Annotated in this window: 25 protein-coding genes; 14 read left to right on the top strand and 11 right to left on the bottom strand. The window is 49.7% G+C overall.

Features of this window, described 5'->3' with window-relative positions; translation table 11 throughout:
* The first annotated feature begins 9 nt into the window (after positions 1-9).
* Positions 10-432, top strand: a complete 423-nt coding sequence (arsC, locus tag EJP77_RS11015) for an arsenate reductase (thioredoxin) (RefSeq protein WP_127199280.1) — start codon at positions 10-12, stop codon at positions 430-432.
* A 3-nt stretch (positions 433-435) separates the two neighbouring features.
* Here arsC and EJP77_RS11010 read toward each other — a convergent pair whose 3' ends face one another.
* Together EJP77_RS11010 and EJP77_RS11005 are read right to left on the bottom strand one after the other, a co-directional pair.
* Complete coding sequence (locus EJP77_RS11010) at positions 436-1,101, bottom strand: DUF2306 domain-containing protein (protein WP_127199279.1); 666 nt, start codon at positions 1,099-1,101, stop codon at positions 436-438.
* A gap of 105 nt (positions 1,102-1,206) precedes the next feature.
* Positions 1,207-2,022: an AraC family transcriptional regulator gene (locus tag EJP77_RS11005; protein WP_127199278.1), complete on the bottom strand. Its 816-nt coding sequence runs from the start codon at positions 2,020-2,022 to the stop codon at positions 1,207-1,209.
* 242 nt (positions 2,023-2,264) lie between these two features.
* Between EJP77_RS11005 and EJP77_RS11000 the strand changes: the two genes are divergently transcribed.
* Positions 2,265-4,439, top strand: a complete 2,175-nt coding sequence (locus tag EJP77_RS11000) for an alpha-galactosidase (RefSeq protein ID WP_127199277.1) — start codon at positions 2,265-2,267, stop codon at positions 4,437-4,439.
* A gap of 138 nt (positions 4,440-4,577) precedes the next feature.
* On the opposite strand, the gene EJP77_RS10995 is transcribed toward EJP77_RS11000, so the two are convergent.
* The 3 genes from EJP77_RS10995 to EJP77_RS10985 all read right to left on the bottom strand — a co-directional run bounded on the left by EJP77_RS10995 (position 4,578) and on the right by EJP77_RS10985 (position 9,294).
* Entirely contained in the window at positions 4,578-6,749 is a 2,172-nt protein-coding gene (locus EJP77_RS10995) for a PAS domain-containing protein (protein ID WP_127199276.1), read from the bottom strand.
* A 737-nt stretch (positions 6,750-7,486) separates the two neighbouring features.
* Positions 7,487-7,882, bottom strand: a complete 396-nt coding sequence (locus tag EJP77_RS10990; RefSeq protein WP_127199275.1) for a VOC family protein — start codon at positions 7,880-7,882, stop codon at positions 7,487-7,489.
* A gap of 14 nt (positions 7,883-7,896) precedes the next feature.
* On the bottom strand, positions 7,897-9,294 hold the full coding sequence (locus tag EJP77_RS10985; protein ID WP_127199274.1) for a stalk domain-containing protein: 1,398 nt from the start codon (positions 9,292-9,294) through the stop codon (positions 7,897-7,899).
* Between the two features lie 397 nt (positions 9,295-9,691).
* On the opposite strand from EJP77_RS10985, the gene EJP77_RS10980 reads away from it, so the two are divergent.
* Positions 9,692-10,831 carry an NAD(P)/FAD-dependent oxidoreductase gene (locus EJP77_RS10980; RefSeq protein ID WP_127199273.1) on the top strand — a complete coding sequence of 380 codons (1,140 nt, stop codon included), beginning with the start codon at positions 9,692-9,694 and terminating at the stop codon, positions 10,829-10,831.
* A 126-nt stretch (positions 10,832-10,957) separates the two neighbouring features.
* Here EJP77_RS10980 and EJP77_RS10975 read toward each other — a convergent pair whose 3' ends face one another.
* Both EJP77_RS10975 and EJP77_RS10970 read right to left on the bottom strand, forming a co-directional pair.
* The gene (locus EJP77_RS10975) at positions 10,958-11,371 is read right to left on the bottom strand and encodes a carboxymuconolactone decarboxylase family protein (RefSeq protein ID WP_127199272.1); all 414 of its coding nucleotides are present in this window, start codon (positions 11,369-11,371) and stop codon (positions 10,958-10,960) included.
* Positions 11,372-11,439: 68 nt separating this feature from the next.
* Complete coding sequence (locus EJP77_RS10970; protein WP_127199271.1) at positions 11,440-12,117, bottom strand: Crp/Fnr family transcriptional regulator; 678 nt, start codon at positions 12,115-12,117, stop codon at positions 11,440-11,442.
* Between the two features lie 165 nt (positions 12,118-12,282).
* Between EJP77_RS10970 and EJP77_RS10965 the strand changes: the two genes are divergently transcribed.
* From EJP77_RS10965 to EJP77_RS10945, 5 genes are all read left to right on the top strand, one after another.
* Positions 12,283-12,957 (top strand): hypothetical protein, encoded by a 675-nt coding sequence (locus tag EJP77_RS10965; RefSeq protein ID WP_127199270.1) that lies wholly within the window; start codon positions 12,283-12,285, stop codon positions 12,955-12,957.
* 339 nt (positions 12,958-13,296) lie between these two features.
* Complete coding sequence (locus tag EJP77_RS10960) at positions 13,297-13,554, top strand: hypothetical protein (protein ID WP_127199269.1); 258 nt, start codon at positions 13,297-13,299, stop codon at positions 13,552-13,554.
* Positions 13,551-13,934, top strand: coding sequence for a retropepsin-like aspartic protease (locus tag EJP77_RS10955; protein WP_127199268.1), 384 nt, complete (start codon positions 13,551-13,553; stop codon positions 13,932-13,934). Before EJP77_RS10960 ends, EJP77_RS10955 begins: the two co-directional genes overlap by 4 nt.
* 132 nt (positions 13,935-14,066) lie before the next feature.
* On the top strand, positions 14,067-14,864 hold the full coding sequence (locus EJP77_RS10950; protein WP_127199267.1) for a hypothetical protein: 798 nt from the start codon (positions 14,067-14,069) through the stop codon (positions 14,862-14,864).
* A 119-nt stretch (positions 14,865-14,983) separates the two neighbouring features.
* Positions 14,984-16,648 carry a DUF6138 family protein gene (locus EJP77_RS10945; RefSeq protein ID WP_127199266.1) on the top strand — a complete coding sequence of 555 codons (1,665 nt, stop codon included), beginning with the start codon at positions 14,984-14,986 and terminating at the stop codon, positions 16,646-16,648.
* A gap of 349 nt (positions 16,649-16,997) precedes the next feature.
* Here EJP77_RS10945 and EJP77_RS10940 read toward each other — a convergent pair whose 3' ends face one another.
* Positions 16,998-18,386: an SMI1/KNR4 family protein gene (locus EJP77_RS10940; protein ID WP_127199265.1), complete on the bottom strand. Its 1,389-nt coding sequence runs from the start codon at positions 18,384-18,386 to the stop codon at positions 16,998-17,000.
* 252 nt (positions 18,387-18,638) lie between these two features.
* On the opposite strand from EJP77_RS10940, the gene EJP77_RS10935 reads away from it, so the two are divergent.
* From EJP77_RS10935 to EJP77_RS10920, 4 genes are all read left to right on the top strand, one after another.
* Positions 18,639-19,085: a LytTR family DNA-binding domain-containing protein gene (locus tag EJP77_RS10935; protein ID WP_185897314.1), complete on the top strand. Its 447-nt coding sequence runs from the start codon at positions 18,639-18,641 to the stop codon at positions 19,083-19,085.
* Positions 19,082-19,492 carry a hypothetical protein gene (locus tag EJP77_RS10930; protein WP_127199263.1) on the top strand — a complete coding sequence of 137 codons (411 nt, stop codon included), beginning with the start codon at positions 19,082-19,084 and terminating at the stop codon, positions 19,490-19,492. Before EJP77_RS10935 ends, EJP77_RS10930 begins: the two co-directional genes overlap by 4 nt.
* Before the next feature lie 158 nt (positions 19,493-19,650).
* Entirely contained in the window at positions 19,651-20,190 is a 540-nt protein-coding gene (locus EJP77_RS10925; RefSeq protein ID WP_127199262.1) for a sigma-70 family RNA polymerase sigma factor, read from the top strand.
* Positions 20,191-20,193: 3 nt separating this feature from the next.
* Complete coding sequence (locus tag EJP77_RS10920; protein WP_127199261.1) at positions 20,194-21,183, top strand: DUF4179 domain-containing protein; 990 nt, start codon at positions 20,194-20,196, stop codon at positions 21,181-21,183.
* An 88-nt stretch (positions 21,184-21,271) separates the two neighbouring features.
* On the opposite strand, the gene EJP77_RS10915 is transcribed toward EJP77_RS10920, so the two are convergent.
* Together EJP77_RS10915 and EJP77_RS10910 are read right to left on the bottom strand one after the other, a co-directional pair.
* Positions 21,272-21,670 (bottom strand): type II toxin-antitoxin system death-on-curing family toxin, encoded by a 399-nt coding sequence (locus EJP77_RS10915; protein ID WP_127199260.1) that lies wholly within the window; start codon positions 21,668-21,670, stop codon positions 21,272-21,274.
* Positions 21,667-21,930 (bottom strand): AbrB/MazE/SpoVT family DNA-binding domain-containing protein, encoded by a 264-nt coding sequence (locus EJP77_RS10910; protein ID WP_127199259.1) that lies wholly within the window; start codon positions 21,928-21,930, stop codon positions 21,667-21,669. The genes EJP77_RS10915 and EJP77_RS10910 overlap by 4 nt, the downstream gene beginning before the upstream one ends.
* A 120-nt stretch (positions 21,931-22,050) precedes the next feature.
* Between EJP77_RS10910 and EJP77_RS20905 the strand changes: the two genes are divergently transcribed.
* A complete protein-coding gene (locus EJP77_RS20905) occupies positions 22,051-23,040 on the top strand; it encodes a DUF3995 domain-containing protein (protein WP_246021865.1) in 990 nt (329 codons plus the stop codon).
* A 147-nt stretch (positions 23,041-23,187) separates the two neighbouring features.
* Positions 23,188-24,354, top strand: coding sequence for an acyl-CoA dehydrogenase family protein (locus EJP77_RS10900; RefSeq protein WP_246021871.1), 1,167 nt, complete (start codon positions 23,188-23,190; stop codon positions 24,352-24,354).
* 347 nt (positions 24,355-24,701) lie between these two features.
* Here the strand turns inward: EJP77_RS10900 and EJP77_RS10895 are convergent, their stop codons facing one another.
* Complete coding sequence (locus EJP77_RS10895; protein ID WP_127199257.1) at positions 24,702-25,487, bottom strand: YheC/YheD family protein; 786 nt, start codon at positions 25,485-25,487, stop codon at positions 24,702-24,704.
* Positions 25,488-25,521 lie beyond the last annotated feature (34 nt).

Below are 25,521 nucleotides of genomic sequence, written 5' to 3'. Positions count from 1 at the left end.
GTTATTCTCATGGATAAAAAATTAGTCTATTTTCTTTGCACAGGCAACTCCTGCCGCAGTCAGATTGCTGATGGCTTCTTGAGTACGCTTGGCAGTGACCGTTATGAAGTGGCAAGCGCGGGCCTTGAAGCCCACGGATTGAATCCGCGGGCGGTACAGGTCATGAAGGAAGCTGGCGTAGATATTAGCAGCAATACGTCTAACGTAATTGATCCTGAGCTTCTGAATCGTGCCGACTATGTGATTACGTTGTGCGGCCATGCTGATGAGCATTGTCCGGCGATCTCTAATCCGGGCGTAACCAAATGGCACTGGGGATTTGAGGATCCAGCCAAGGCTACCGGTACAGAGGAAGAGATTATGGGCCAGTTCCGGAAGGTTCGTGATGAGATCAAGGGCCGGATTGAGCAGTTTGTGGAGACATGCAGATAGACCTTAGGAGGCGCTATGAGAGCGAGACTGCCTCGCGGGAATACGTCTAATGATCCATTCGGCGAAGATCAGATTGGGAACCCAGCAGATCCAGGCAATGGCGCGGTAATATACGTTGAAATCTTCGAATCCGGATAGGAGCATGCATATAGGCAAGTAGATGCGCAGTGTTACCGCTGCCAGGGTTAGGGCATAATTGCGAAGCATCCAGCTTTTATGCTTATGCAGATTCTGTTCAACTACGATTGCGCGAAGGCCTTTAGTCAGGGTGTAGAGCCAAGAGAGGGAGAGAAGCACAAAGGCGACAGTAGAAATCCATCCGCCGGTGGCTTTGAACGCGATAAATATTCCGGAGGCTCCTGAGAAAAATACGCAGCCGCTATAAATGGCACCGAGTGTCCGGTGCAGGCCGCGGTATTTCACACGGATGGAGTCGATAAATTGGATCCATCCGATGGAAATGGCGATGATTCCTGCGGTTATATGAAGGTAGAGAACTAAGAAATAAAGATCGGATAATTTCAGATGCTGGTTGTTGACTTTATCTTGTATCATGCCTGATGAGGCTGCCCCGAAGCCAAAATATTGTACCCCTAAATATACGCTGACTCCTAAAGCAAGAATGGCGATCATTGCGACCCATACCCGTTTTGTACGCTGCTGGAACATGAAATCCCTCCTGAACTTGAAAGAATTGCTACCCTGTTATTTTACATGAATCCGTCCATTAGTTAGTTGGGCTGCAGATGGATTTGTGATCGGTCGGAGGGAGGATTATGGTTTCATCCGGTAATGCTTGGGTGAAAGCCCCTTTAGCTTCTTGAACACTTTGGAGAACAGAAGCGGGTCGCTGTAGCCGACCGAGCGGGAAATATCGCCGATCGATAGGTCGGCCTTGTCCATCATCTCACACGCTTTATTAACTCTATATCGAACCAGATACTCCTGGATGCTTGTGTTCATTCGTTCTTTGAATAATGAGCCCAAATAGCTTCGATTCAGTCCAATAAAACGGGCAATATCCTCAATCGTAATTTTCTGAGCATAGTTCATTTCAATGAAATCCGTGACTTTCTCCACGTACATCTCCGCAAGGCTTTCCCTTTCACTGGGGGGTGCTGCCGGTCCGAACTCCACGATGAGCGACAGCATTAAATACAAGAGTCCAGTCAATCGGGCTTCTTGGGCTTTAAGGTAACTTTTCGACTCGATCATCATTTGTAGGTATTGGTAGATCAAGTCGTCTTTTTCATAGTGGAGAATCGGGGAGGACTGCGTCAGACCTGCTTGCTTAAGGAGCAATTCAGCCAGCGTTCCATGAAAGCCAACCCAGCAATAAGACCAAGGGCGGGCGGTATCGGCTTGATAATAAGTAACTACATCGGGACAAATCAAGAACCCCTGTCCCTTCCGCAGAGGATACCTCTTCCCACCGACCTCATAGATTCCTTCCCCGTCCAAAATATAGTGCAGCAGATAATGCTCCCTTACAGCAGGCCCATAATCATGTCCGGGTATACAATCCTCCACACCAAATTGAGTCAAATAGAGTTCTGAATGATGCTTGCTGCGCGGCAAATATTCAATCATGGCGGATCTTCCCTCTCATTTCTCATTTAGTATATTATTTTTATAACTTCATATTATCTAGCATTTTAACATGTTTTGTTAGCGTCATGCCATGTACTGCATGACTGAAATATAATATATTTCTTTCTGAGAATACAACCGCTGTGTGTAAGGGGAATCAAGCTTTAAGACATATTAAAATTAACTAGATTCAAGCCTGCATGCTTTATGGGAGAAGGCTGCCAAAGAGAGGATGTATATTCATGAGCGTAATGGTTCAGGAGAACACCGGGCTGTTTCATCTGCAGTCGGCTGGCATGAGTTATATGATTCAGATCGTGGACGGGTATCCGCTGCACGTCTACTGGGGAGGCAGGCTGAGGCACCGGGATTCCATGGACGATCTGCTGATTCATACCCCGGCGAAGGCGGGGCTTGATCGGCTGCCCCAGGAATATCCGCAGTACGGGAGCGGAGACTTCCGGAATCCGGCGTACCAAGCGGAGCTTGAGGATGGAACCCGGATTACAGAGCTGCGGTATGACGGATACCGGATTATTGAGGGAAAGCCGTCCTTACCGGGGCTCCCGGCCGTATATACGGAGGATGAATCCGAAGCGGAGACCCTGGAACTGGATCTGAAGGATGCTTATTCAGGCCTTAAGGTCGTGCTTAGCTATACGGTCTATGCGAATCGTAATGTGATCACTCGTTCAGCCCGTCTGAGTAACGGGGGAGACAAGAGCCTACGGCTTCGCCGTGCTCTAAGCGCAAGTGTTGATTTCTCGGGCAAGAGTGACTTGGAGATGGTGTACCTGTCAGGAGCATGGGCCCGGGAAGCGAATATGGTCCGGAGACCGATTCATCAAGGCGAGACCCGGATCGATAGCAAAAGGGGGATGAGCAGCCATCAATTCAACCCTTTTGCGGCATTGGTGACTTCGGAGACAACCGAGAACCATGGTGAGGCATATGGCTTCAGCCTTGTGTACAGCGGTAGCTTTGAAGCCGGGGCTGAAGTGGATTCTTTCGGTTCCACACGGTTTAGTATGGGCCTGAATTCCTTTGACTTCGCATGGCTGCTTAGTCCGGGGGAGAGCTTTCAGACGCCCGAGGCGGTCATGGTCTACTCCGGTCAGGGACTTGGAGGCATGTCACGGACGTATCACCGCTTGTACCGGACTCGGCTATGCCGGGGGAAATACCGGGATGAAGAACGGCCTATTCTGGTCAATAACTGGGAAGCTACTTATTTCGACTTTAATGCGGATAAGTTGGTATCGATTGCAGAAGAGGGGGCAAGGCTTGGGATCGAACTGTTCGTCTTGGATGACGGCTGGTTCGGCACTAGGGACTCCGACAACTCCTCCCTTGGCGATTGGTACGAGGACCGACGGAAGCTGCCGGGCGGGCTAGCGGATGTTGCGCAGCGCGTGAACGAGCAGGGCCTGAAGTTCGGGCTCTGGTTCGAGCCCGAGATGATCTCGCCGGACAGCGAGCTGTATCGGAAGCATCCGGACTGGTGCCTCCATGTTCCGGGGAGAAGACGCAGTGAAGCCAGATGGCAGCTGGTGCTCGATTACACCCGCAAGGAAGTGCGCGATTACATCTATGACTCACTTTCAGCTATTTTCACAAGTGTGCCGGTCGCTTACGTGAAATGGGACATGAACCGGGCCCTGACGGAGATTGGTTCTGCCGCTCTGCCGCCTGAACGTCAAGCCGAGACTGCCCATCGCTATGTGCTTGGATTGTATGAACTGCTGGAGCGCATTACTACGGCATTCCCGCATATTCTGTTCGAGAGCTGCTCAAGCGGCGGCGGGCGCTTCGATCCCGGCATGCTCCACTATATGCCGCAGACCTGGACCAGCGATAATACCGATGCAGTGGAGCGGCTGAAGATTCAGTACGGCACCAGCCTGGTGTATCCGGTTAGCGCCATCGGGGCACACGTGTCGGCTGTGCCGAACCATCAGGTTGGACGGATGACCCCGCTTGAGTTCCGGGGAGATGTTGCCATGTCCGGGAACTTCGGCTATGAGCTGGATCTGACGAAATTTACCGATGAAGAGAAAGAGATCGTGAGGCGTCAAGTCTCAGCTTATAAGGAGATCCGCGGTTTGGTTCAGCAGGGAGACTTGTATCGGCTTAAAAGTCCATTCCGAGGAAATGAGTCAGCCTGGATGATCGTATCGGAGGACAAAGAGGAGGCTATCGTCTACTATTTCCAAGTGATGGCCGTGCCGAACCCGCCTCTGCGAAGTCTGCGTCTTGATGGGCTTAATCCGGAACTTGAATATGAAGTGCAGGCGGGCAATGGCAAGGAGATGTCAACTCACGGAGGAGACCGGCTCATGCAGTTAGGCCTGCCCCTTGCCTACGAGCAGAAGGACTATCAAAGCGGGTGGTTCAGACTCCGGGCGGTAACGCTGTAAACAGATGGGAGCTTAGGAACAGGCAGTTCTTGAGCTTCTATTTGATTGAGTTCAGCTAGGCAAAGGCCCCTTTGTAATCAAAAGGGGCCTTTACGCGTAGCTGCTGAATGGAGGGGAAGTACGATTCACCGCCCGCGGCTAATGAACGGGCATCCCAATCCGTTCATCTGCTCGCTCGATGGGGAAGGTGAGGATGACCGATGTGCCGACGTTGACGGTGCTGGTGACCGAGAAGGTGCCGCCGTGGCTTTCGATAATGCGGCGGCTGACCATAAGCCCGAGTCCGGTGCCTTTTTCTTTCGTGGTATAAAAAGGCTCGCCGAGCCTTGCCAGTCGGTCCTTGGAGATCCCGCACCCTGTATCGCGAATCTCGATCTCGATTGCCGCATAATTTAACTTGCGGACGCTGACTTCAATGGTTCCTCCGCTAGCGGTCGCTTCGAGTGCATTTTTAATAAAATTGATCATCACTTGCTTGATTTGATTCTCGTCACACACGAGCAGCGGCAGTTCGTCGTCAGTCGAAACTATGACCTCGATGCTGTTCAAAATCGCCTGCGTACTGAGTAAAGTGACGGTTTGCTGGATCAATTGCCCGATATCCTTCGGCACACGCTTCGAAATTTGCGGTTTAGCGAGCACAAGCAGCTCGGATAAAATATCTTCGATTCGGATCATTTCTTCCGAAATAATTTGGAGGTACTCCTGCTTGGTCGGCTGCCCGGACCTCATGAGCTGCAAAAATCCTTTGATCGCGGCAAGCGGATTGCGGATCTCATGTGCGATCCCGGCGGCAAGCTGGCCCGAGACGGACAACTTCTCCGAGTTGATCAGCAGATCCTGCGTCTTTTTCCGCTCTGTTATATCACGTATGACCGTGTAAATGGCAGCTTCCCCTTTAAAAACGGTCGGCATCGATTTCGATTCGACATGGATGATGGACCCGTCCGCACGAATCAGCTTATGTTCAATCAACTCAACGGTTTGACCGCCGGCAACCTCAAGCAGCCTCGCTTCGATCAAATCCCGATACTTCGGAGCGATGTATTGGATAAACGGTTTTTGCATGACCTCGGACTTATCGTTGCAGCCGATCAGGGCTGTACCGGCTTCATTAATAAACAGCCATTGCTGCCCGCGGGTTATAATGACCATATCCGGAGAGTCTTCCACAATTCGCCGGTATCCTTCTTCCGCTGCAAGCCGCTCCGTAATATCGCGGGCGATCGCAAGAAATTGAACGATCTCCCCCTGCTCATCGCAGATCGCTCGTATTTTGTTCTCCATATATACGATATGACCGTCTTTATGTAAGTTCGGGGCGGTTACGAGTACCTCAAGCGAGTCTTGGAAAGGTGACGAATTTTCAAATTCCCGTACTTCGTTCTGCTCCCATTGATTGCCGCCGTAAAGACCGATCACTTCTTCCGGCTTGTACCCAAGCACTCTCGTAATCGCAGGCGAAGTGTATTGGACGATTCCGGACTTGTCGGTAATTGTAATAATATCTTGCGAGTTCTCCGAAATCAGGTGATACAAATTCTCTGCCTGCTCCAGCCTTTCGCTCTTTAGCTTTTCGTTCGTAACGTCCTTCGCGATACAGAACAACGATTCAATCTTGCCGCCGCACGTAATCGGAACAGAAGTGACATTAACGTACAATGTACGTCCGTCTTTGTGAAGATAAGACATTTCGAAGTTGAGCGGCTCCCCTCGTAATGCCGATTCAAACTGCTGTTCAATTGAAGTTAAGTTGTGCACCTGGATCGCGTAAGGATTCGAGAGCAGTTCGTCCGCCTTATATCCGGTTAATTTCTCGCATGCTGGACTGATATATATGAGCCCGTCCGATTCAGAGTATAAGAAGACGGGTTCGGGATGGTTCTCTAAGATGGAATGGAATCGTTCTTCATATTCCCGCAACTGCTGTTCCAGCCGTTTCTGTTCCGAGATTTCGTGCATCTCAACGAGAAAATGCTGCATAACGCTGTCTGCGATAGTAATATGCAGCTGCATCCATACCCTTCGGCCGTCTTTGCGGACGAACGCCTGCTCCAGGCGCTGCGGCTGTCGTCTGTCTTGTTCGATCTGTGCAAGCAGCTCGCTGGTTGCGGCCGCTTCGCCGAATTGCATGATCTCATGAAAAAACTTCGGCTGCAGTTCATGCTCCGTATAACCGAGTATCCGGCAAAACGATTCGTTAACCATTAATAAAGCGCCCTCGTTGGAAACAACCGCCAAACCGGCCCCGGCATGTTGGAACCAATGGTCGAATAAGACTTCCCTATGTATCTTTTGGTCTGCGGACATGACGTACGTGACCCCCCTCACTTAAGCTTCATCTTTGAGGCTCATCGTCACTTCGAAAGCGGTAATCGTCGATTCTCTGGCGGCTAAAATGATGTGGGATTACAATGTGCTGCAGCTCATCTGAATATAAGCCGAGATCAACTGAACAGAGGGGAGACGTAAGTTTCGAAGGACGATGTTATTAAATCTGATTACGGCAAGATCGTGTAGAATAAGGCAGCCGAGCTTGGCCATTCGACTCATGACATAGAGAGCGCTACCATATCAACGATCGCGATCTGCGCCGTCGGCTGCCCGGGCAAGCTCAATGAAATATGGAATGCGCGCGGCGTCGTATGTCGGCGACATCTGTAAACATAATCGACATAAGGTGAACTCGAGCGAACTCTAGATTAAAGTGTTTCTATTAAGAGCGAAGGAACAGAGCTGCTACTTAGTGCAAACGATTGCACCTTACTGCCGAACGAACTGAAAGAGTAAGTTGTGTGGATTTTTTTTTATAGTATCCCATTTCAAAAAAATAGGCAATCTTTACAGTTTTGGGAGGGGAGGCATCTGCCGATTCCCATTGATGAACCAATGTTTCACACCTGCTTATGTCTCATACTTGCAATTTTCGTGTGGATTGTTGGTCAAATCAGAGTGGATAAACTAGATGAGTTAGAGTTATTATATGAATTTAGAATCAGGCACTTCTCCTATTCAAGGGAAGTGCCTGTTTATTTGCAGTAGTTCAGCTATTTCGCATTCTTATCCGGCTGATGAATACCGAACGTATTCCCTTCGGGATCTACATAATACCCCTGCCACGCCATACCGGGCAGAGCATATTTAGGCAGTGCAATCTTGCCTCCGTGCTTAAGAATTTGTGCCTCAGTGGAGTCGTAATCTTCTACTCCCATCGTGCAGGCATAGCCATTCAAAGCCTGCCCAGGCTGTGGAGATGCGCCCTGGCGCTGCATTAGAGCTCCGTTAATTCCGAGCTCGGCGGCCTCGCCGGTCACGGCTCCGAAGTAGGGCATTCCCGCATATTCGCTCCAATCCTCAAAGGTCCACCCAAATACATCTCCGTAAAACTTTTTGGCACGCTCCATGTCATCAACATGAATTTCAAAATGAACTAATCTGCCCATGATTTGCCCCCTTATTACTTATTCAGTACGATCGACACATCACCCTGTGCAGCCTTCCACTCCACCGCAGCTCCGAGAGCCTGAGACAAAAACCTCAGCGGTACGTAGGTCTTACCATCCACATAGATTGATGCGGTGCTCATCAACGATTGCTTTCCATCTATGGTTGCCGTCTTACTATACACGGTCAGCCAAAGGGTCCGCTCGCCCCGTGAAGCGTGGATTTGGCCATTGTTGTAATCTACCTTGGCACCGAAAGCCTCGAATAGCTCCCTCATCGGTACAAGCAGCGATCCGTCACGCAGTATAGGTGCGGATGTGAGCGGTAGGTTGGCACCGTTCCAGCTGACAGTCAGCTCATGCTGCACAGGCAGCACCTTGGGGGATCCGTTAAGGGGACTATCCTTGTGGGTAAAGTTCAAAGTCAATTTCGTTTTGCCCCATTGCCATACCTTGCCGCTTTTATCCATGGCCAAGCCGCTGTTGATCGACCGGGCCACAGCTTTCACGATATGGCTCAGTCCCTTTAGCTTAATGGAAGAGCTGGTATTGTCGGAGTTCCAGGAAGTTGTCCATACCTGCCCCTTTGAATCGGTCACGAGACTGTCCAATTGCGCCTCGTACCCTGCATCAATGGAACGGAAGGCAGAGTTGTGTGCGATCTTATGCAGATTGCCGCCATTAAAACCATACCAAAGACTTCCATCATCCGCGAATACGAACACGGCACCACGATTTGCAGACATCGCGTTCTCTGATATAGATACCACTTTGCGGTTACCTGGAAGTCGGTAGCTATTCGCCCCAGAATGTACATTATCCCCGTAATAAAACTGCTCAATAAGACCGTCCTTGCGAGCGAAGGCAAGATCTGTATTGATATCAGCATCAACGATGTCATGGGTAATCAGGATAGGCTGATCCAGCAGCGGATCTCGGGCCTGGTAATCAGAGCACATATCTTGGACAAGCTTGGAGTTCGCCGCGATGGCCACCTGGCAGCTCTGTCCCCAAGCCCACAGATTGCCGGTGTTATCCAGTGCCAGGCTGCCGGCATTGCTGCTCGAAATCTTGCGAATACTTGACAAGCCCTGCACCTGGTGGCTGGTAGAGGAGCCTGGTTTCCATTCCCATACAGTTCCGTCCCGCTTTAGCAGCAGCTTGGGGGTTATCTTCACAGCACCTGGGACGCTTGGCCCGCGTTTGGCTGGCTCGTTGCCGTGCCAATACCAGACTGTTCCATTCCTGTCCAGCGCAAGCCCGGTTCCATCTCCCTCAGCCGTAAAGTCAATGTCCACAATTCCGCTGAGTGCCCTTCCTTCACCGGGTGCGGGACTGGCGGCATAAGCGGCGGATGCCGATGAAGCTAGTAACATCAAGCTTAGTGACAGATAAGCTAGAAATTTCCTCACAAAAATTGAACCTCCTCTTGAATGATTATTACTATAGACAGTTAAATTATGGAGAAGTTTCGGAACACAATAGAATTAGTCTCAAGAATTACATGCAGGAAAGTGTATCGAAGGGGAAGAGACATGTTAAAATTCTAAATGCAGTAAGAATTACTTATAGGCAAGAGTGTGAAATGATTCTGGAGAAGCGGAGCGTTCTGAAAGCTTTCTGAAAGAAAGCTACATCGGAAGCCTATGCTTTGTGATTAGACTTCTACCTCTAAAAATTCAATGGAGAAGTCTGAGAACAACAGCGATCGTAGGAACATTTCATACGGCTGACCAGCATGTAAATCATTAGTTTCATTTATATAGATCTCATTACTATACAAAGACAGTTAGCAGGAAGGCTGGAATTATCATGAAAGTCATTGTTATTGGTGCCGGAATTGCCGGCGCATCTACGGCATACCATCTAGCTAAGCTTGGTACGGATGTGCTTATTATCGATCGACAGGAACAAGGACAGGCTACGGATGCGGCCGCAGGGATTATCTGTCCATGGCTGTCCCAGAGGCGAAATAAGGCGTGGTACCAGCTGGCGAAGGCCGGCGCGCGTTATTACCCGGCTCTAATTGAAGAGCTTGAACGAGAAGGGGAGACCGAGACGGGTTATGCCAGGGTAGGTGCTCTTAACATACATATAGATCCTGAGAGAATCGGCAAAATGGAGGAACGTGCATACCAGCGCCTCGAAGACGCACCGGAGATCGGTGAGATTACCCGGCTGGATGAGCATGCAACCCGCGAGCAGTTTCCCCTGCTCGTGGAAGGATATGCTTCCCTTCATATTAGCGGGGCCGCCCGGGTCGACGGGCGTGCGCTGCGCGGTGCTTTGCTCCGAGCTGCTGTGAGGAATGGGGCTGAGCTAATCCATGAGGACGCTAAGATTGAATTTCTTGCAGGCCGTGTAACGGGCGTAATATGCGGAGCAACCAGCTACCCGGCTGACAAGGTTATCGTGTGCGCAGGAGCATGGGCGGGGCAGGTGCTGAAGCCTTTGGGTGTTGATTTTCAGGTGAGATATCAGAAAGCCCAGATCATGCATCTGCAGCTCCCAGACGAGAAGCTGAATACGGGTGATTGGCCGGTCGTGATGCCGCCTTCGGATCAATATCTGCTTGCCTTTGAGCAGCAGAAGATTGTGGTGGGGGCGACGCATGAGAATAATGTTGAAGGTTATGATACGCGGGTAACTCCAGGGGGCATGCATGAAATTATAAGCAAATGCCTTACTTGGGCGCCGGGTCTGGCAGACAGCACTTTTCAGGAGGTACGAGTGGGATTTCGTCCTTTTACAGCTGATTTTCTGCCGGTAATTGGAGCGGTTCCGGGCTGGGAGGGACTTCTGGCGGTTAACGGCCTTGGCGCCTCCGGTTTGACGATGGGCCCATTCATCGGAAGCCAGATGGCCAAGTTAGCGCTGGGCATGCAGCCGGATATCGATCTAACCGATTATGATGTGAGCAAGGCGATTCAGAATAACACAAGGCAGTGAATAATCGGACATTATTCGAACAACTGCCCCTATAGAGAGAACCCGGCCGATTGGGGCCGGGCTTTCTTTTGCTGCAAGAGGAACGTAAAGGCCGTATAGCTGAGGGCAAGCAGGCTTTGCAAGAAGTTAACAGAAACAGCTCGGTGTGCCAGGGCTAGGAGGCTCCTCGGTTCTTTCCTCACGTGGCGAATGCTCCTCCTCAAAGGCAAGCAGGGAATGGGTGGCGTGGCTCAGAACCGCCCCGGCCTGGGTTGAGGTTGCTACCAGTACGGCTTCAAACATCTCTTCACGTGTCCCGCCAAGCGACTTGAACTTCTGAGTGTGTACATCAATGCAATAAGGACAGCCTGTCACGTGAGCAACGGCCAGCGCAATGAGCTCTTTAGTCTTAAGGGGAATGGTGTGGAGCTCATGATATACTTCTTTCTCAAATGCGAAGAAGGACTCAGCGGCCTGTGGAGCCAGACGAATGAGTTCGGGCACCTTCTTAAGGTTGGAGCTGTTGTAATAATTCGTACTTTGATCACCTGGGTTCTTCATACAAGTTCACCTCTATATGGAATTTGTATTTAGCTTAGCAATCTCCCAGCACATCAACCGTGACAAAGTCACATTGAACCATTATGTATGAGCTCAAGCAATAGATTACGATCCAAAATTTGAATACAGCCTCTGCGAGCTGAAATGATATTTTTACGGGCAAGGTCTTTCAGGGAACGGCTGATCACCTCTCTGGCTGTCCCGAGTTCAACAGCTAACTGTTCGTGGGTTATATGAAGAGTCGCTTGGTTGTCAGTGTCCATTTGCTTCAGCAAGAATTCCGCGATGCGGTACGGGATCGATTGGAAAGCAATGTTCTCCACGAGCTGAGTGACAGACGTAATTCTTTCGATAATTTGCTGGAAAATATGCTGCTTGAGCGGCAGATATAAGTCCATCCATTTCCTGAACAAGTGGATTGGGATTAATAGAACCTCGGTGTCAACTTCAATAGAAGCCGAGGCCTCGTAAGGTGTCTCTCCCAGGATACTGGCCATCATTAGGACACAAGTTTGCCCATTTTGCACACGGTAAAGAGTGATTTCTCTTCCTTGCGGGGTGAGTTTATAGATGCGGACCGTTCCTTGCAGAATGAACATGGCATGCTGCAGGACATGGCCTTCCCGGATGAAATGCGGAGTAGCAGGACTTACCGTCCGGATCTCGGCCTCTGCCCAATCCTCTTCAGGGATGAGGGACAGACTAGGGAGCAGAAGGGAGATTCGCTTCATATCAGCCTGGAGCATTTAATGCCGCCTCCTTGTCATAGGTTCTAGGATCAATACCTCGATGATACTCAGGTGTAACCCGTAAGCATAAGTCCAAAATGAAGAAGTTTCTGAGAGCGAAAAATATAACTTTTTCCAGGACAAATCGTCTATTATTATATACTGAAGAAGAGGTGAATAGTGGTGAAATCTTTATCAAAAATTGCGCTTTGCACGGCCCTCGGGGCGATGGTTGTTGTAGGTTCCGTGTATGCGGAATCCAAACTGAACTTGTTCATCAATGGTCAAGGTGTTGTGGCGAGCTATCTAGATCTTCAAGTCAAGGATGGCAAAGTGTATGCTCCGATCGATCGTCTTGCTGAGGAATTTAAAGGCAAAGCGGTCTACGATGCCGATAAGAATGAAGTTCAAGTAACGCTGCCGGATTCAGCTCAACAAGCGAATCAGATTGATCGTTTGGAATCAGCGATGGTCCCTTCAACACCTAAAGAAGCTTTGGATACCTGGGTCAAAGGCATTCAAACCCGCAATGGAGCGCTGCAATTCGCTGTGTTCTCACCTGAATTACGTACCAAAACCAAGAAAGAATTTGAAGATAATTACTGGGGCACGGGCGGCTCCAGTCCGCATATGTCTACGATAAGAAAGCTCAAAATCAAGTCGCTGAACAAAACAACGGTTCAGTTCTCTTTCGATTATGACCTGGTCGCTTCCAATTGGAAAGGCAAGGGCTTCGCCGTGGTCACTGTAAAGAAAATGGAATCTGAAGGTTACGAAGGCTGGTTTGTTACGAATATTAAAATGAAAGACCCGGGCGATACAGGTACTACCATCGGGGTTGAACCGCTGCACCCGTAGGGACGCAAGCGAGAGAAGAACAAGCCGCTCCTACCCGGGAGCGGCTTGTTCCTTGCAGGATTATGAGCATTCAGCAGCCGGGAGCCGGGGGCATCTCCTCAGATGATGGGTGAAGAATATGAACAAGAGGATCGCTGTAACGCTAGATTATTTTGATGGCCAGGATACACGTATACTTATGGCGCAGAGCACTACTGCAATTATGATGATCAATCTGGAGTACATGTCGAATCGCACCGTGCTCCTTTATTTTAGTACTGTTAATAATGATTTGGGAATATAAGGATGACAGGTTGATGTGATATACTGGTATTAGCTATTAAAACGGAGGTGTCCAAGATGCGATGGGAAGAGGTTAAAGAACGTTTTCCCAATGAATGGGTCGTTATGGAGGCAACCAAGGCTTCTTCTAAGGAAGGTCGCCGTTATATAGAGGAGATGGCTGTAATTGATTCCTTCGATGATTCTACCCAAGCATTGAAGCGTTACAGTGAGCTGCACCAAGAGAATCCTCGGCGCGAGTATTGCTTTTTCCATACATCCCGTTCAGAGGTTGTTGCAAGAGAACGATACGTAGGAATTAGAGGACCAAGATGAACATAGCCGAAATATACGGACTTCCTTTTGTAAGCATAACGGTTGCATTTAGAGGAAGAGAATTAAAGCTTGAGAAGGTTCTGCTCGACACCGGTTCGGCTAGTACGCTCTTAAATGCGGATATCGTACAAGAAATAGGCATGGTTCCCGAGGAAAATGATACTGTTGATATCATACGTGGAGTGGGTGGTGTAGAGTATGTCTATGCCAAAAATCTAGACTTAATTATAGTTGGGGAAGCTATACTTAAAGGTTTTCAAGTTGAAATCGGAAGTATGGATTATGGTATGGAAATCGACGGAATATTGGGCTTTAACTTCATGAAACAAGCAGGTGCATTGATCGATGCCAGAGCGATGGAGTTGAAAACTTTTCTTTGATAAGATTTTAACAGGCTTTGTCCATGAAGTGGGCAAAGCTATTTTTGTACGAATGCGTATTGTGCAAATAGAAAGATGTATACATGCATCGATACAATCATATACGATGTGGAGCCCTAGGAGGAAGACACGATGGATTCCAAAGCCAAGAAAATTCTAATCAACACACATTGGACCTCCGGCCGCTGGAGAGATGGTGAGTTCATCTGCTCGGACGAGGATTTCCAGTATGCGAAAAGCAAGGGACTTATGTTCGATCCGGTGACGATATCGCATGACGAGTGCGTTCAGAGGTTGAAAGAGCTTCATGAGATGAGCATCACCAAGGAAAAGGTAGCCCGCGCCTTCCTCCATAGTCTATCTACACGCAAAGTTTACTGGCGGAGCGCTTTGTCCAGCTATGCGCTTACGCATGACTTATCTATACATACCTATGCGCAGCGGCAGCCCGAAGGGCCGGCTTACTCTGCTTGCGGAGTGTGCAATGCAAATAGACTGATGGCAGACGAACAATACACCGACGAAGATTGGAACGTGCTTAATTTTGAGCGTGTAAAATGGGGCGGCGTCCGCCTTAACTATTTGATCTACTGCTTAATGGACCTTGAAATTCTCGCCAGGGAAGAAGAATTCGAGGTTAGCGAGGAGGACGTGGCCATTCTGCGGCGGATGCTTGAGGCCGCCCAGGCCTGCGGCGATGGGGAAGCAGCCCGTCAGCTGGAGAAGCGCTGGAAAGACATACTGCCGTCCAATCAAAATGAGCGGGATACCGTGATGGAGATTTGGGGGTTCGCCGGACTGCTGCAATCTCAGAATGATGATCGCCCGGATCGCGGGCGGGGGACGGACTTCGTATCGATGGCAACCTGGCGGGGCGAGGATGGGTACATCCGTGAGAGAGTGGAGTTCTTTTTCGGGGAGTATTTATAACGTACAAACTCTAAGGCGTGATGAGTGGCATCCACTCAAGTGTGAGATTTAGACTATCTATCATAGAGATATAGATTCCATAGAGTGTCTTTAACTTTAAAGGTAGGAGGGCGTTACCGTTGAGCGAAGCTGTAGAGCTTTTTCTAAATGAAGTGTGGAACGAGGTCATGGCGATTTATGCCAAGGAGAACCGCAGTATGGGGCAGGTCAAGAACCGGAGCAGGCTGCAGGCCGGAATAAGGGATTACCTGCGAGTGGCTTGGAGAAAAGGCAAATTTAGCTGGGCAGAGGGGCACATCCACATCGACGTGTCTGAACCCTTCTCCTGGAGCGACAGCTCGTACCAGATTGAGGCGGGTTCTTATATCGTGGAGCTGACCGATGAGCAGCTTACGGAGGAGTGGTTCCCGGCTTTGTGCGGGCGTGTGGAAGAACTGCTTCACTCGGAAGAGTTCGGCGCCCATTTCTTCGATTACAGGCTGGATGTCGTGTTCATATTCGAACGAGAAAATTCAACTATTGATCTTCAGCGCAGGCTGGTGAATGAGTCCAAGTTGGCTGAGCTGCGGAAGTCGCTGGATCATTTTATCCAGTCCAAAATCATGTCCGATTTGCCCGTGCTGCCGGGTGATCATGATCTGTTCTTTTTTGCCCAGCATCTGGTCAATCCGGACTTGATGAGTCAGGGCGAGAAGGGGATTGACCCGCTGCTTCGGCAGCTGGCGGGCAAGCTGCATAACTTCCCGAAGCGCAGAGACGCGTGGAGCCGGCAGTGTGCTTCGGCTTTTAGACAGTGGGCGCAGGATTATTTCCTGCCGCAGTATTTTGAACGCGCAGAGGATTATGGGCACGATTGGACTTTGAAAGGGGAACCGGATCTCGCTGGAGTAGACCCTGCAGAAGTGGATTTCTTCCTGTATGCGGCACTGCAGATCGGCCTCACCGAGCCGGATACCCGGCAGAAGTATCTGGAGCTTGCCGTGCTCCTGGGCTCCAAGCGGGCCCAAGATTATCTGCAGATCGGCAGCGGGAAGTTCAATAGCACTTACGCTGGTGAGCGGATGGAAGGCAAGAACAACGACGTGACACAGACGATCGAAATTGGGATTCTCTCTGAAGAGGAGCAGGCCTACGGGGAAGCTCTGGATTATATAACCGGCCTCTTGCGGCAGGGGTTCCCTAAGGGCTATCAACTGAAGCTGAAGAGCAGCCAGAAGCATTTCTTGCCCGTCAAAAAGCTGGCCAAGTCCAAGCTGCACCAGTTCTTTGCCAACGCGCTCAGCTATCCTTCGCTCTATCCGAAGCTTGCGGAATATGCGGATACCGCAATGGAGGAATTCGCTTGGTACGGAGATGTGGAACCTGGCGAAAAGTCGGTGATGCCGGGAACTTACGCCGTCATGGGCCTTGGCCTATGCAGCGAGGCCTATTTCCCACTGGTCTGCCGCTATATGGAATTGGTGGATACGGAGCATCAGATGGTGCAGGACGGTTACGCGGAGGTATTTATCGATGCCCATGGCGTACAGGCGGAGCACATGCCGGTGATCGTATCAATCCTGCTGGGCGGGAACGAGGAAGGCAGGCAGGTCAAGAATATAGCCATTGACCGCCCTGAGCTTGCGGATGCACTTGTCCAGGCGTTGAAAGACAAGGCGGATCATCAAGCCCACCTGGTGCTCAGCCGGATCTTTGGGAGTCCGAAGAAGCTCGCCGGGGCGGTGCGCCAAGCGCAGTCGCCGCTGCGAGAGGGGCTGGAGGAGCTGCTGGGGGTTTGGGGTTAGGACGCGAGTTGCCTGAACGGCTGCTGGCGCTTTGAGGTTAAGGCGCGAGTTACCCGGACAGCTGCTGGCAATTGGGTTAAAGCGCGGTACCTGAACAGCAACTGGTGCTGTGGGTTAAGGTGAGAGGTCCCGAACAGCGGCTGGCACTTTAGGCTAAGGCGAGAGTTGCCCGAACAGCTAGCTTGCACTTAAGGTATAAGCCAAGAGGCTGGAATAGCAACTCTTCCTCTGCTGTAACTTATTGAAAGATGGCAAAAGACAGGAGCCCGCGTTATACGCGGGCTCCTGTTTTAGTTGACCAATAAAGGGCTGGCCGCAAAGCGTCTAGCCTAGCGCCTGCTCATGCAGTTCAGGCCTGCTCTAGCTGCCGGATCAAATCGGCTTGGGCTTCCGCCGTCAAGCTCAGCCGCCCCTGCTCTTCGGCAATGCTTCCTTCACAGATACGCTGATCCAGCCAGTCGGTAATCCATCCCGGCGCATAACCGCCTTGGCTGAATTCACCGCCGAAGGCAATCATTGACGGATAGACATCCAGGTACTGCTGGCGTCCGGTATCCGGATGGGATTTCGTATAGAGCCAGAACTGCACGTCATACATCAGATAGGACAGCGGATCGTTATGGAACGAGAAATGGCCTTTGTCTTCGACAATCCGGGTACAGATACGCCGGATTGTGGACTCGATCTGCGGCACCTCCGTGACTTGGCTGCACAGCTCCTTCAGCAAGGGGGAGAACTCCCCGGTGGCCACCCTGTGGAGATCGGCTTCTTTATCCTCCTCAGAAGTATCAAATTCCTCCTCGTTCACCAAGCCTTTGATGAACGTCTCGAAATCTTCAGCCAGGAAGGTGATCTCATAGTCGCTCTCTTGGTCCACATGAATGACGGAGGGCTCGCCGTCCGGCCCGGAGGCTCTGTAGTCCAGCATGACCACGTCATGACCGGCAGATGGACAGTCGCAGATGACGACCCCAATGTCAGGATAGCCCCATTCTTCAATCATGAACAGGCTGCCCGTGTCTCCACAGAGCGAGTAGCTTTTCTCCCGGCCGATGCCCATAATGCTGGTAATAGCAATATGATCCTCAGCCCAGGAGGTCGCCTCATCGGTAGGGAAGCAGGTATTCTTCGGAATGCCGCCGTTCTGCTGCTTCATTAAGGCAATATATGACGCGGGCAGCTTGTATCCCAGCTCATCTTCAACTGAAGCGATCATTTCATCCGTTGGCGGTTCGCTAACGTAGGACTTCCTTGCATAGTCGCTATCTTCCCAGAACTCGTTCAGGAACTCGTCCGTAAAGGGAGCTGCATCTCCACTCGTACCCGTAGGCTCTAACGCGGCTGCCGCCCGTTTGGCTGCTATTCGCTGTTCCTCTCTGAGCTGCTTCCCGGCTTTTCGCAGACTCGATTTCAGCATCCACTCTGTGTCGGGATCGCCGGGCTCCAGCTTATCCGCAGCGCTAAAAGCCTGGGCCGCCTCTTCATACCTGCGCAAATAATAAAGAGCATAACCGACCCGGTAGTGCCACAGCGGGTCCTGCTGCCCGGGTTCGGCTATTAATGCAAATTGTTCAAGAGCTTCTTCATAGCGCTCCAGATTGTTATAGGCTCTGGCCAACCGGCTTACCACTTCATAATCGCGTTCCTCTTCAGGAATGGCCTGCAGCGTATCCACAATCTGCTGATGCTTGTCTTCTTCATGCCACTGGTTTAGTTGCTTGATAAGGTTTTGGTCCATGGGGGAGCCTCCGGAATTTAAAATGATTGCTTATAATTGGGGTAATAGGGGAATATGCCCAACCTCATATGTCTATTGTACATGCCGCAGATGAAAGTGTGTCAACTTTACTAAATGGGTTAGATTTTGTTGTGAATATGAGATGAAATGTGTTCCGTGCAACAAACCTACAAAAAAATGCAAGAAAGCGAAGAAGAGTGGTATTGGCACTAGTTTGCTTATAGTATGGGTTGTGAAAGGAGGGAACAACGCTTGAAGGTTATTTTTGAAGCCGACTCAACAATCAATAGAAACATTGCCAAAGTCTCTACCCACCCCGAGGAAAAGGGATCCTGGAGCAGTATAGAAGAAGTTCTCAGTGGCTGTGACAGACAAATCGTAGTCATTAACGCGAAAAATGACCGAAATGTTCAAATTTCGTTAAACTCCATTGCGGCAATTCAATCCGAGGATCGGATGTGCTGTGTACATGAGCTTAACGGAGAAATGTATCTGCTGAGCAAACGGCTCAAGCTTGTGGAAGAAGAACTGGATGAATCGGACTTCATGAGGATCAACAACCAGACCCTCATCAACACGAAGTACATCAAGGAATTCTTCTCAACAGAGCATGCCAGGATTCGGGTAGTCTTGACCAATAATTCCAGTTATTTTGTAAGTCGCCATTACATCAAACAATTCAGGGGGAAATATAAATGATCAACCAGTTGAAACAAAACTTTTTCGAGGTATTCACCATTACATCACTATGGGTAACCTTGCTTATGACCCTCTTTCTTAAGGATCAAACGATCAGCATGCTTTATTTATGGAATGTCGCGGGTATTGCGGTAATCTCGGCTGGGCTATTTGGAGTGATGTATAATGCGCTTTGGAACTACTTCTCTCTTAAGCCAGTGTGGAATATTCTTATCTCTTCCGTTCTTAACATGCTAGGTGGACTTGCTGCTGTCTGGTTGTTCTCAAAAGAGATGTTCGACCTGATCCTGCCGTGGGTGCCGGGAATGGTGGTATTATCTGTGTTTCTACATACGATTGCATTTTATTTCTACGCCAAAATGGATAGCAAGAAGACGGCTGAAGAATTGAACAAAATACTGAAGTAGACTTCATTCTAGTACGTTGACGTAGCTGCCTCCCAGAGGCAGCTACTTTTTGTTTGAGAGCAGACTTGCCGAGGGAGGAAATATAAGATATGGTTTAGCACTTTACATTCGTATTACCTAATAGATACCGGGAACAAAGTGAGGGAGGGCAGCTTTTCTTGTATACAATATCTGAGGAAGACCTCGTAGAGCAAATCAGGAGGCGCGATGAGAGAGCTATCGCTTCTATTATTCAAACCTATGGCGGGCTGCTTTCGGCCATTATCAGGCGCTTTGTCCACTACAATCAGCAGGAGTACGAGGAATGCCTGGACGATGTGCTGCTGGCGGCGTGGCAGAATATTGACTCTTTTGATCCTGAGAAGAATTCGTTCAAACAGTGGATTGCAGCGATTGCGAAATACCGTGCTATAGATTATCAGCGCAAAATTATAAGAAATCAGAGCCAAATCACCCATACTGAAATAACGGATGATTTATTTAAGGCGGAGCCGGTGCTGCCTCATCAGGATATTGATGAGGTGCTGTGTCACCTATCTCAAGTAGAACGGGAGATTTTCGTGAAATATTACTTGGAGGGCGTGCCTTCCCGCGAAATGGCAACCGAGATGAAAGTACAAGAATCCTGGATCCATAATAAGCTTTCGCGCGGACGGAAGAAGCTGAGACAGCTGTTCATTTCAAATAAAGAGGTGTAGTAGATGTCCTTATATGAAGAGTTAAATAATGTACGGATCGATGTATCGGCGTATGAGGAAGAGATGCTGACCGAGATAGAGCGGAAAAGATGGGAAAAGCGCGTGCTTCGCAAGCTTCCAAAGCGCAGAACTCCTTCCATGATCAAGTGGGTGGGACTGGCAGGCGCTATGGTTCTCCTAGCAAGTCTAATAATCCCGCTAAGCGGTACGGCGCTGGCCAAAATGCCGCTAGTCTACCAATTAATTGAGAGCTTCATCCAAGTGGATCACCCGCCGGACTTATCCAATTATAAGACGACCGTTGGCGAAACGGCCGAGAATGCCTATGGCAGGATGACCTTGAACGAAGTTCTGGTCGATACGGATCGTCTATTGATTAGTGCCACATTGGAGCCTAACAAGAGGATAAACAGATTTGATCTAGAAGTCCTCAAACCCACTATATTTATAAATGGAGAAGAGGCACGGGATCCCTATTTAACACAATCGATTGGCAGAGAGAACGATGGCGCCTACACAATAACCGGGGATGTGCCATTAAATACTCTGCCTCATTTTCCTAAGGGGGATCAACTTCAGTTTAAGATCTCATATAATAGCGTCAGGAAAGACGAAAAGGTTGTAATAGATAAACCCTGGGTGTTTGATGTCCGTGTCTCCACCAAGCAGATGCAGAAAGACACGGTTACCTATGAAATCAATAAACCTCTCCCTCTCAAGCATGGGGGAACGGTTACAATTAATAAGGTCGTGAGTTCCCCTGTCTCGACAACGCTCTATTACGATGTGAGCCAAGCTAAAATCGGTTCCTTCTGGATCAGGCTGGTATCCAAAGGCGGAAAGATAAAGGAACTTCAATTTTATGAATCCAAAATAAGCGGAGAACGCACTTATCACCGTTATGGTCCTCTGGATCTCAAGAAAGAGACCTACTGGATCGTGGCCGAGGACAAGAACGGTAAGGAAATCAGCCCCCGTGTACCCATTAAATAAGCATGAAATAACCCGCTCCTGGAGCGGGTTATTGCTTCTCATACGGGTTAGCTATCTATACCACCTAAGCCAGATAAGTAAGTGTTTTCTATTTAACCTTCAAGGAATGTGATTCAATAATGGAGACAAGCTGCTCAAAGTTGTACTTATGATTGACCATATCCACGGTCAGATCTTCGGCTGCCCTGGTCTCCATCTTAAAATGGAGGCCGTTGTATCGCAGAAAGATCACAAGTGCCGTAAAAGCGGTTCTTTTGTTAGCATTGTGAAATGGATGGTTTTGGCCAAGGGATTCAAACAAGGCAGCTGCTTTCTGGGCAATAGTAGCATACGCATCTTCTGCAAAGGCAGATGACTGGGGCCTTAGCACAGCGGACTCTAGCATGCTGGAGTCCTTTATCCCGACTAATTCACCCTCACTGTACCTTTGAATCATGGCCACATTAATGGCAATGACCTCTTGGACGGTCAAGTAACGTATGTTCATCTATCCTTTAATCCTTTTAGAGTCTGATCATAATCATGGATTACTTCAGTTAGACTATCTAGAAAGTCAGGGCTAATCTCGTCCGGCAAGGATACTTTATTAGCTTTTTTAATTACGATCTCCCCACTTGCTTGATTAACCTCGATCTGAACGGTGTCACCGAGATCAAGGCCCACCTGCTTTAATGCTTCTGTCATTGTAATTCCGAGACTATTCCCGAATTTGGTTACTTTTCTCTCCATGTCATTCACCCTACTCATCCTGAACTCCCTCCTTGCTATATTATTGAATCGTTATAACAATTATACATCGATACATATCTATTTGAAGCACACCAATGTGTGTTATATTTGGTTTGTAAAATGTTGGGAGAGCTGAACATGCCAAAACGCTTCATCATCTCTATTGCAGTCATATTTATTCTTGCCCTCATACTGGACTATTCCAATAAGGGCGTCATTTCGTTCCAGTTCCTTAAGCCTAAATTGGAGGAGCTCCATACGACGATCACGCCCGCCATAAATAATGAGCAAACCTTCAATGCGTTAAAGAACCACGCTAGAGATTGGCTGCCCCATGAGCTTGTTATGCTTCGGGACCCCGCGACGCTGGGTGATCCGTCAGGATACACCTTCGTAACCCTCACCCTAACAATAAGAAATACAGATTATATGAAGATGAGGAATCTGTATCTCGACCTGGATCCTGTCCTGGCAAATATGAATCAGATCATCCTGTATTCCAGAGATGCGCAATATATTGAAGTACCTCCCTTCAGGACATGTACGGTATCCTTCCATGTGTTGTTGAAGACAGACAGCCCCAGTCAAGAGGAGGCCCGTAAAATTTTGAGTTACAGCTATTTATATTTAAAATGGGATGGCAATCACAGCACAATAATCAATTTCCCCGAAAAAGCAAGCTTTTACAGCTATGAAAGGAGTACGGTTATGGACGTTCTGAGCGTGGTTATCGCTCTTATTCTATTTATCTTAAGCGCCCTGCATATCTATTGGATCTTTGGAGGGCGGTGGGGGACGACCGCCGCGATTCCGAGCAGGGGGGAGGAGCCGCTCTTTCGCCCATCCGCAATAAGTACAGGCGTGGTAGCCCTGCTGCTGGCTCTGGCGGCTTGGCTGGTATTGGAACTAGGGGCGGTTAAGCCTGTCTTGTTCCCGGAAGTTTTACTGCGGATCGGAGGATGGCTGATTGGAGCTGTGTTCACGCTCAGGGCCATCGGAGATTTCCGCTGGGTGGGGTTCTTCAAGAAGACAAAAGGCACGACCTTTGCCCGCATGGATAGTGTTTTCTTTTCCCCTTTGTGCTTGTTCCTTGGATTGTCTGTTCTGCTCATTGCAGCGTGGCGATGACCGCCTTCTTCAGGTCAAATCCAGTTGTGAGCAGTCCTAGTCATGGCATGATAATTCCTTGACAATGATGTCTAAGAGAAATAACATCTAATTCATAAAAATCTATCGGATTTATCGGCTAATAGACAATCAGGGGGCGGACACATGTTGAATTTATTCATACGAAATGAATCCCAGCGTGAATGGCTGGAGAAACTGCATCAGAAGGAAGCCGCGTTCAAGGAGAGGGCGGACCGGATCGACAAGCTGGGTATTTTCCCGGTGGACAATATACAGGAATTAACGGAGCTTGGGTATACACGGTCAACTCTGCCCGCTTCCTATGGAGGCTACGGGCTGGGGGTGTATGATATGATTCTTCTCCAGGAGACGCTGGCCAGCTTCGATGCTTCCACTGCATTGTCCCTTGGCTGGCACCTGTCCGTGGTAGGGGAACTATTCGAGAAGCAGCTCTGGACACAGGACAAGCTGGAATTTATCGCGCAGGAAGTCCAGAAGGGGGCCCTGCTTAACCGGGCAGCCAGCGAGGCGCAGACGGGAAGTCCAACGAGAGGCGGACGCCCGGGAACAACCGCGGTGAAGAAAGGTGACAGCTGGGTGATCTCGGGACGCAAAATTTTCACGACCTTGTCCCCGGTTCTGACCTATTTCATCGTATCGGCCTGGATTGAAGAGGAGCAGACAATCGGGCAGTTCCTGCTGCACAGGGATCTGGAAGGACTGCGCATCGAGGAGACGTGGGATACCATGTCGCTTCGGGGAACGGGGAGCCATGATCTTGTTCTTGATCACGTCACCGTGGGTGCAGATCAGCTTGTTGAGCTTGGACCTAAGCGGGTACCTGCGAGTCCGGGAGGCCAGTTGAATGCCTGGTTGCTCCACATTCCGGCCTGCTATCTGGGCATCGCCCAGGCGGCAAGGGACTATGCCTTGAATTTTGCCAACGAGTACACGCCGAACAGCATTAGCGGGCCGATCAGTCAGCTTCCGAACGTGCAGCATCTGCTGGGCGAGATTGATCTGGAGCTAATGAAGGCAAGGCATTTCTTATACAGTGTGGCAGAGGCCTATGACGATGAAGCCCGCAGAGCCCATTTGAGCACGGAGCTAGGCGCCGCCAAGCTCGTCGTTACCAATTCGGCGATTTCTATCGTGGACAAGGCGATGCGGGTAGTAGGCATTCGAAGCCTTCAGAATGATAACCCGCTCCAGCGTTACTACCGGGATGTAAGGGCCGGACTGCATAATCCGCCTATGGACGATGCCACCCTGAACAAAATTGCATTATCCGCCATCGAGCAGGCGAAGAGATAAGCTTCAGGGATCAGTAGTTAGCTGAGTTTTAAGATTAATGTAAGGGTAGGAACAGAGCAGGAAAGGGAGCTTTACTATACTGATCATAGAGAGCAAGCTAACAACTTGGTGAGAACTTCCTGGTGCATTACCCATGCTGATTGGGGCCCTTCTGGAGGGTCACGGATATTGGTGTGTGAGAGAGCAAACTCCACTCTGGACAACGAACATAATATAGAGGGTTCTATAGGAACGATCAAAGAAGAGACCTTGAGAGGTCTCTTCTTTGTGTATGAACGGAATTAAGTGCATCGCCGCGGCGCAATCTCCGGACTTCAGATAGCCAAGGAGGTGCAGCGGCTCGCGCACTATCTTGCGGAACGTGCCTTGCCGCATTTAAGAGGATAGGTCCTTCCGTAAGCTTTGCCATAAGCCACAATCCGGTTAATCATGGACGGGTCAGGCAGCAGGGTAAAAGGGCAGGGGTCCGGGCGAGTATTCACTTCGAGAATCCACGGCTTCAGCTTGCGGTCTACAGCAATATCCAGCCCCAGCTCGTTCATGAACGGATACCGTTTGGCCATCTTGGCCGAGGTAAGCAGGGCCATTCGGTCCATTCGCCGCAGCAGTCTTCTCGCTCCACGCTTGCCGGCCGGGCGGCGCAGCAGCTCTATGGGGTCATAGATGGTGCCTCCTTGACTGCCGTTCGTCACGGCTTTGCGGGGATGGGCGACTCTTCCGGCTGTACCTGTTGGTTCCCATACGCGATCAGGTCTGCGCTGAATCATAACGCGGAAGTCGTACGGCCTTCCATGGTGCCGAAGCACATGAATTCCCTTTTGAATTAAGTACCGCTTATGCCGGGTAATCCTCTGCAGCTGTGCGGCGAGCGATCTGAACGAGCGGCATTTCACGGGATGGGTACCCTGATGGTAGCTGTAATAGCTTTTGTGGACTTCAACCCGGATCACGCCTACTCCCATGGAACCGTTGTCTGGCTTCACATAGACCATTCCATAGCGGTGAAGCATCTTCAGCAGAGCTCTGCGGGAATAAGGACGGATCGCCGGAAGATGACGGGCAAGCTCACGGCTGGAGAGCAGAATATGGTGTTTAAGCAGCTTACTCTTTACACGTCTCTTTGATTTGCTCAAATTGTCATCCCTTTCCTGATCTTCTTCAAATTCA

Source organism: Paenibacillus zeisoli (assembly GCF_003994465.1).
Lineage (GTDB): Bacteria > Bacillota > Bacilli > Paenibacillales > Paenibacillaceae > Fontibacillus > Fontibacillus zeisoli.
Note: the sequence above shows the minus strand (reverse complement) of the source record. Positions and strands in the feature narration are given on the sequence as shown.

What these genes read in the sequence shown, in the direction of transcription:
- EJP77_RS10995 (WP_127199276.1), bottom strand. Translation starts at nt 6,749, where the DNA reads ATGTCCGCAGACCAAAAGATACATAGGGAAGTCTTATTCGACCATTGG.
- EJP77_RS11005 (WP_127199278.1), bottom strand. Translation starts at nt 2,022, where the DNA reads ATGATTGAATATTTGCCGCGCAGCAAGCATCATTCAGAACTCTATTTG.
- EJP77_RS10955 (WP_127199268.1), top strand. Translation starts at nt 13,551, where the DNA reads ATGAACATAGCCGAAATATACGGACTTCCTTTTGTAAGCATAACGGTT.
- EJP77_RS10940 (WP_127199265.1), bottom strand. Translation starts at nt 18,386, where the DNA reads ATGGACCAAAACCTTATCAAGCAACTAAACCAGTGGCATGAAGAAGAC.
- EJP77_RS10920 (WP_127199261.1), top strand. Translation starts at nt 20,194, where the DNA reads ATGTCCTTATATGAAGAGTTAAATAATGTACGGATCGATGTATCGGCG.
- EJP77_RS11010 (WP_127199279.1), bottom strand. Translation starts at nt 1,101, where the DNA reads ATGTTCCAGCAGCGTACAAAACGGGTATGGGTCGCAATGATCGCCATT.
- EJP77_RS10960 (WP_127199269.1), top strand. Translation starts at nt 13,297, where the DNA reads ATGCGATGGGAAGAGGTTAAAGAACGTTTTCCCAATGAATGGGTCGTT.
- EJP77_RS11000 (WP_127199277.1), top strand. Translation starts at nt 2,265, where the DNA reads ATGAGCGTAATGGTTCAGGAGAACACCGGGCTGTTTCATCTGCAGTCG.
- EJP77_RS10915 (WP_127199260.1), bottom strand. Translation starts at nt 21,670, where the DNA reads ATGAACATACGTTACTTGACCGTCCAAGAGGTCATTGCCATTAATGTG.
- EJP77_RS10910 (WP_127199259.1), bottom strand. Translation starts at nt 21,930, where the DNA reads ATGAGTAGGGTGAATGACATGGAGAGAAAAGTAACCAAATTCGGGAAT.
- EJP77_RS20905 (WP_246021865.1), top strand. Translation starts at nt 22,051, where the DNA reads ATGCCAAAACGCTTCATCATCTCTATTGCAGTCATATTTATTCTTGCC.
- EJP77_RS10990 (WP_127199275.1), bottom strand. Translation starts at nt 7,882, where the DNA reads ATGGGCAGATTAGTTCATTTTGAAATTCATGTTGATGACATGGAGCGT.
- EJP77_RS10930 (WP_127199263.1), top strand. Translation starts at nt 19,082, where the DNA reads ATGATCAACCAGTTGAAACAAAACTTTTTCGAGGTATTCACCATTACA.
- arsC (WP_127199280.1), top strand. Translation starts at nt 10, where the DNA reads ATGGATAAAAAATTAGTCTATTTTCTTTGCACAGGCAACTCCTGCCGC.
- EJP77_RS10970 (WP_127199271.1), bottom strand. Translation starts at nt 12,117, where the DNA reads ATGCTCCAGGCTGATATGAAGCGAATCTCCCTTCTGCTCCCTAGTCTG.
- EJP77_RS10950 (WP_127199267.1), top strand. Translation starts at nt 14,067, where the DNA reads ATGGATTCCAAAGCCAAGAAAATTCTAATCAACACACATTGGACCTCC.
- EJP77_RS10975 (WP_127199272.1), bottom strand. Translation starts at nt 11,371, where the DNA reads ATGAAGAACCCAGGTGATCAAAGTACGAATTATTACAACAGCTCCAAC.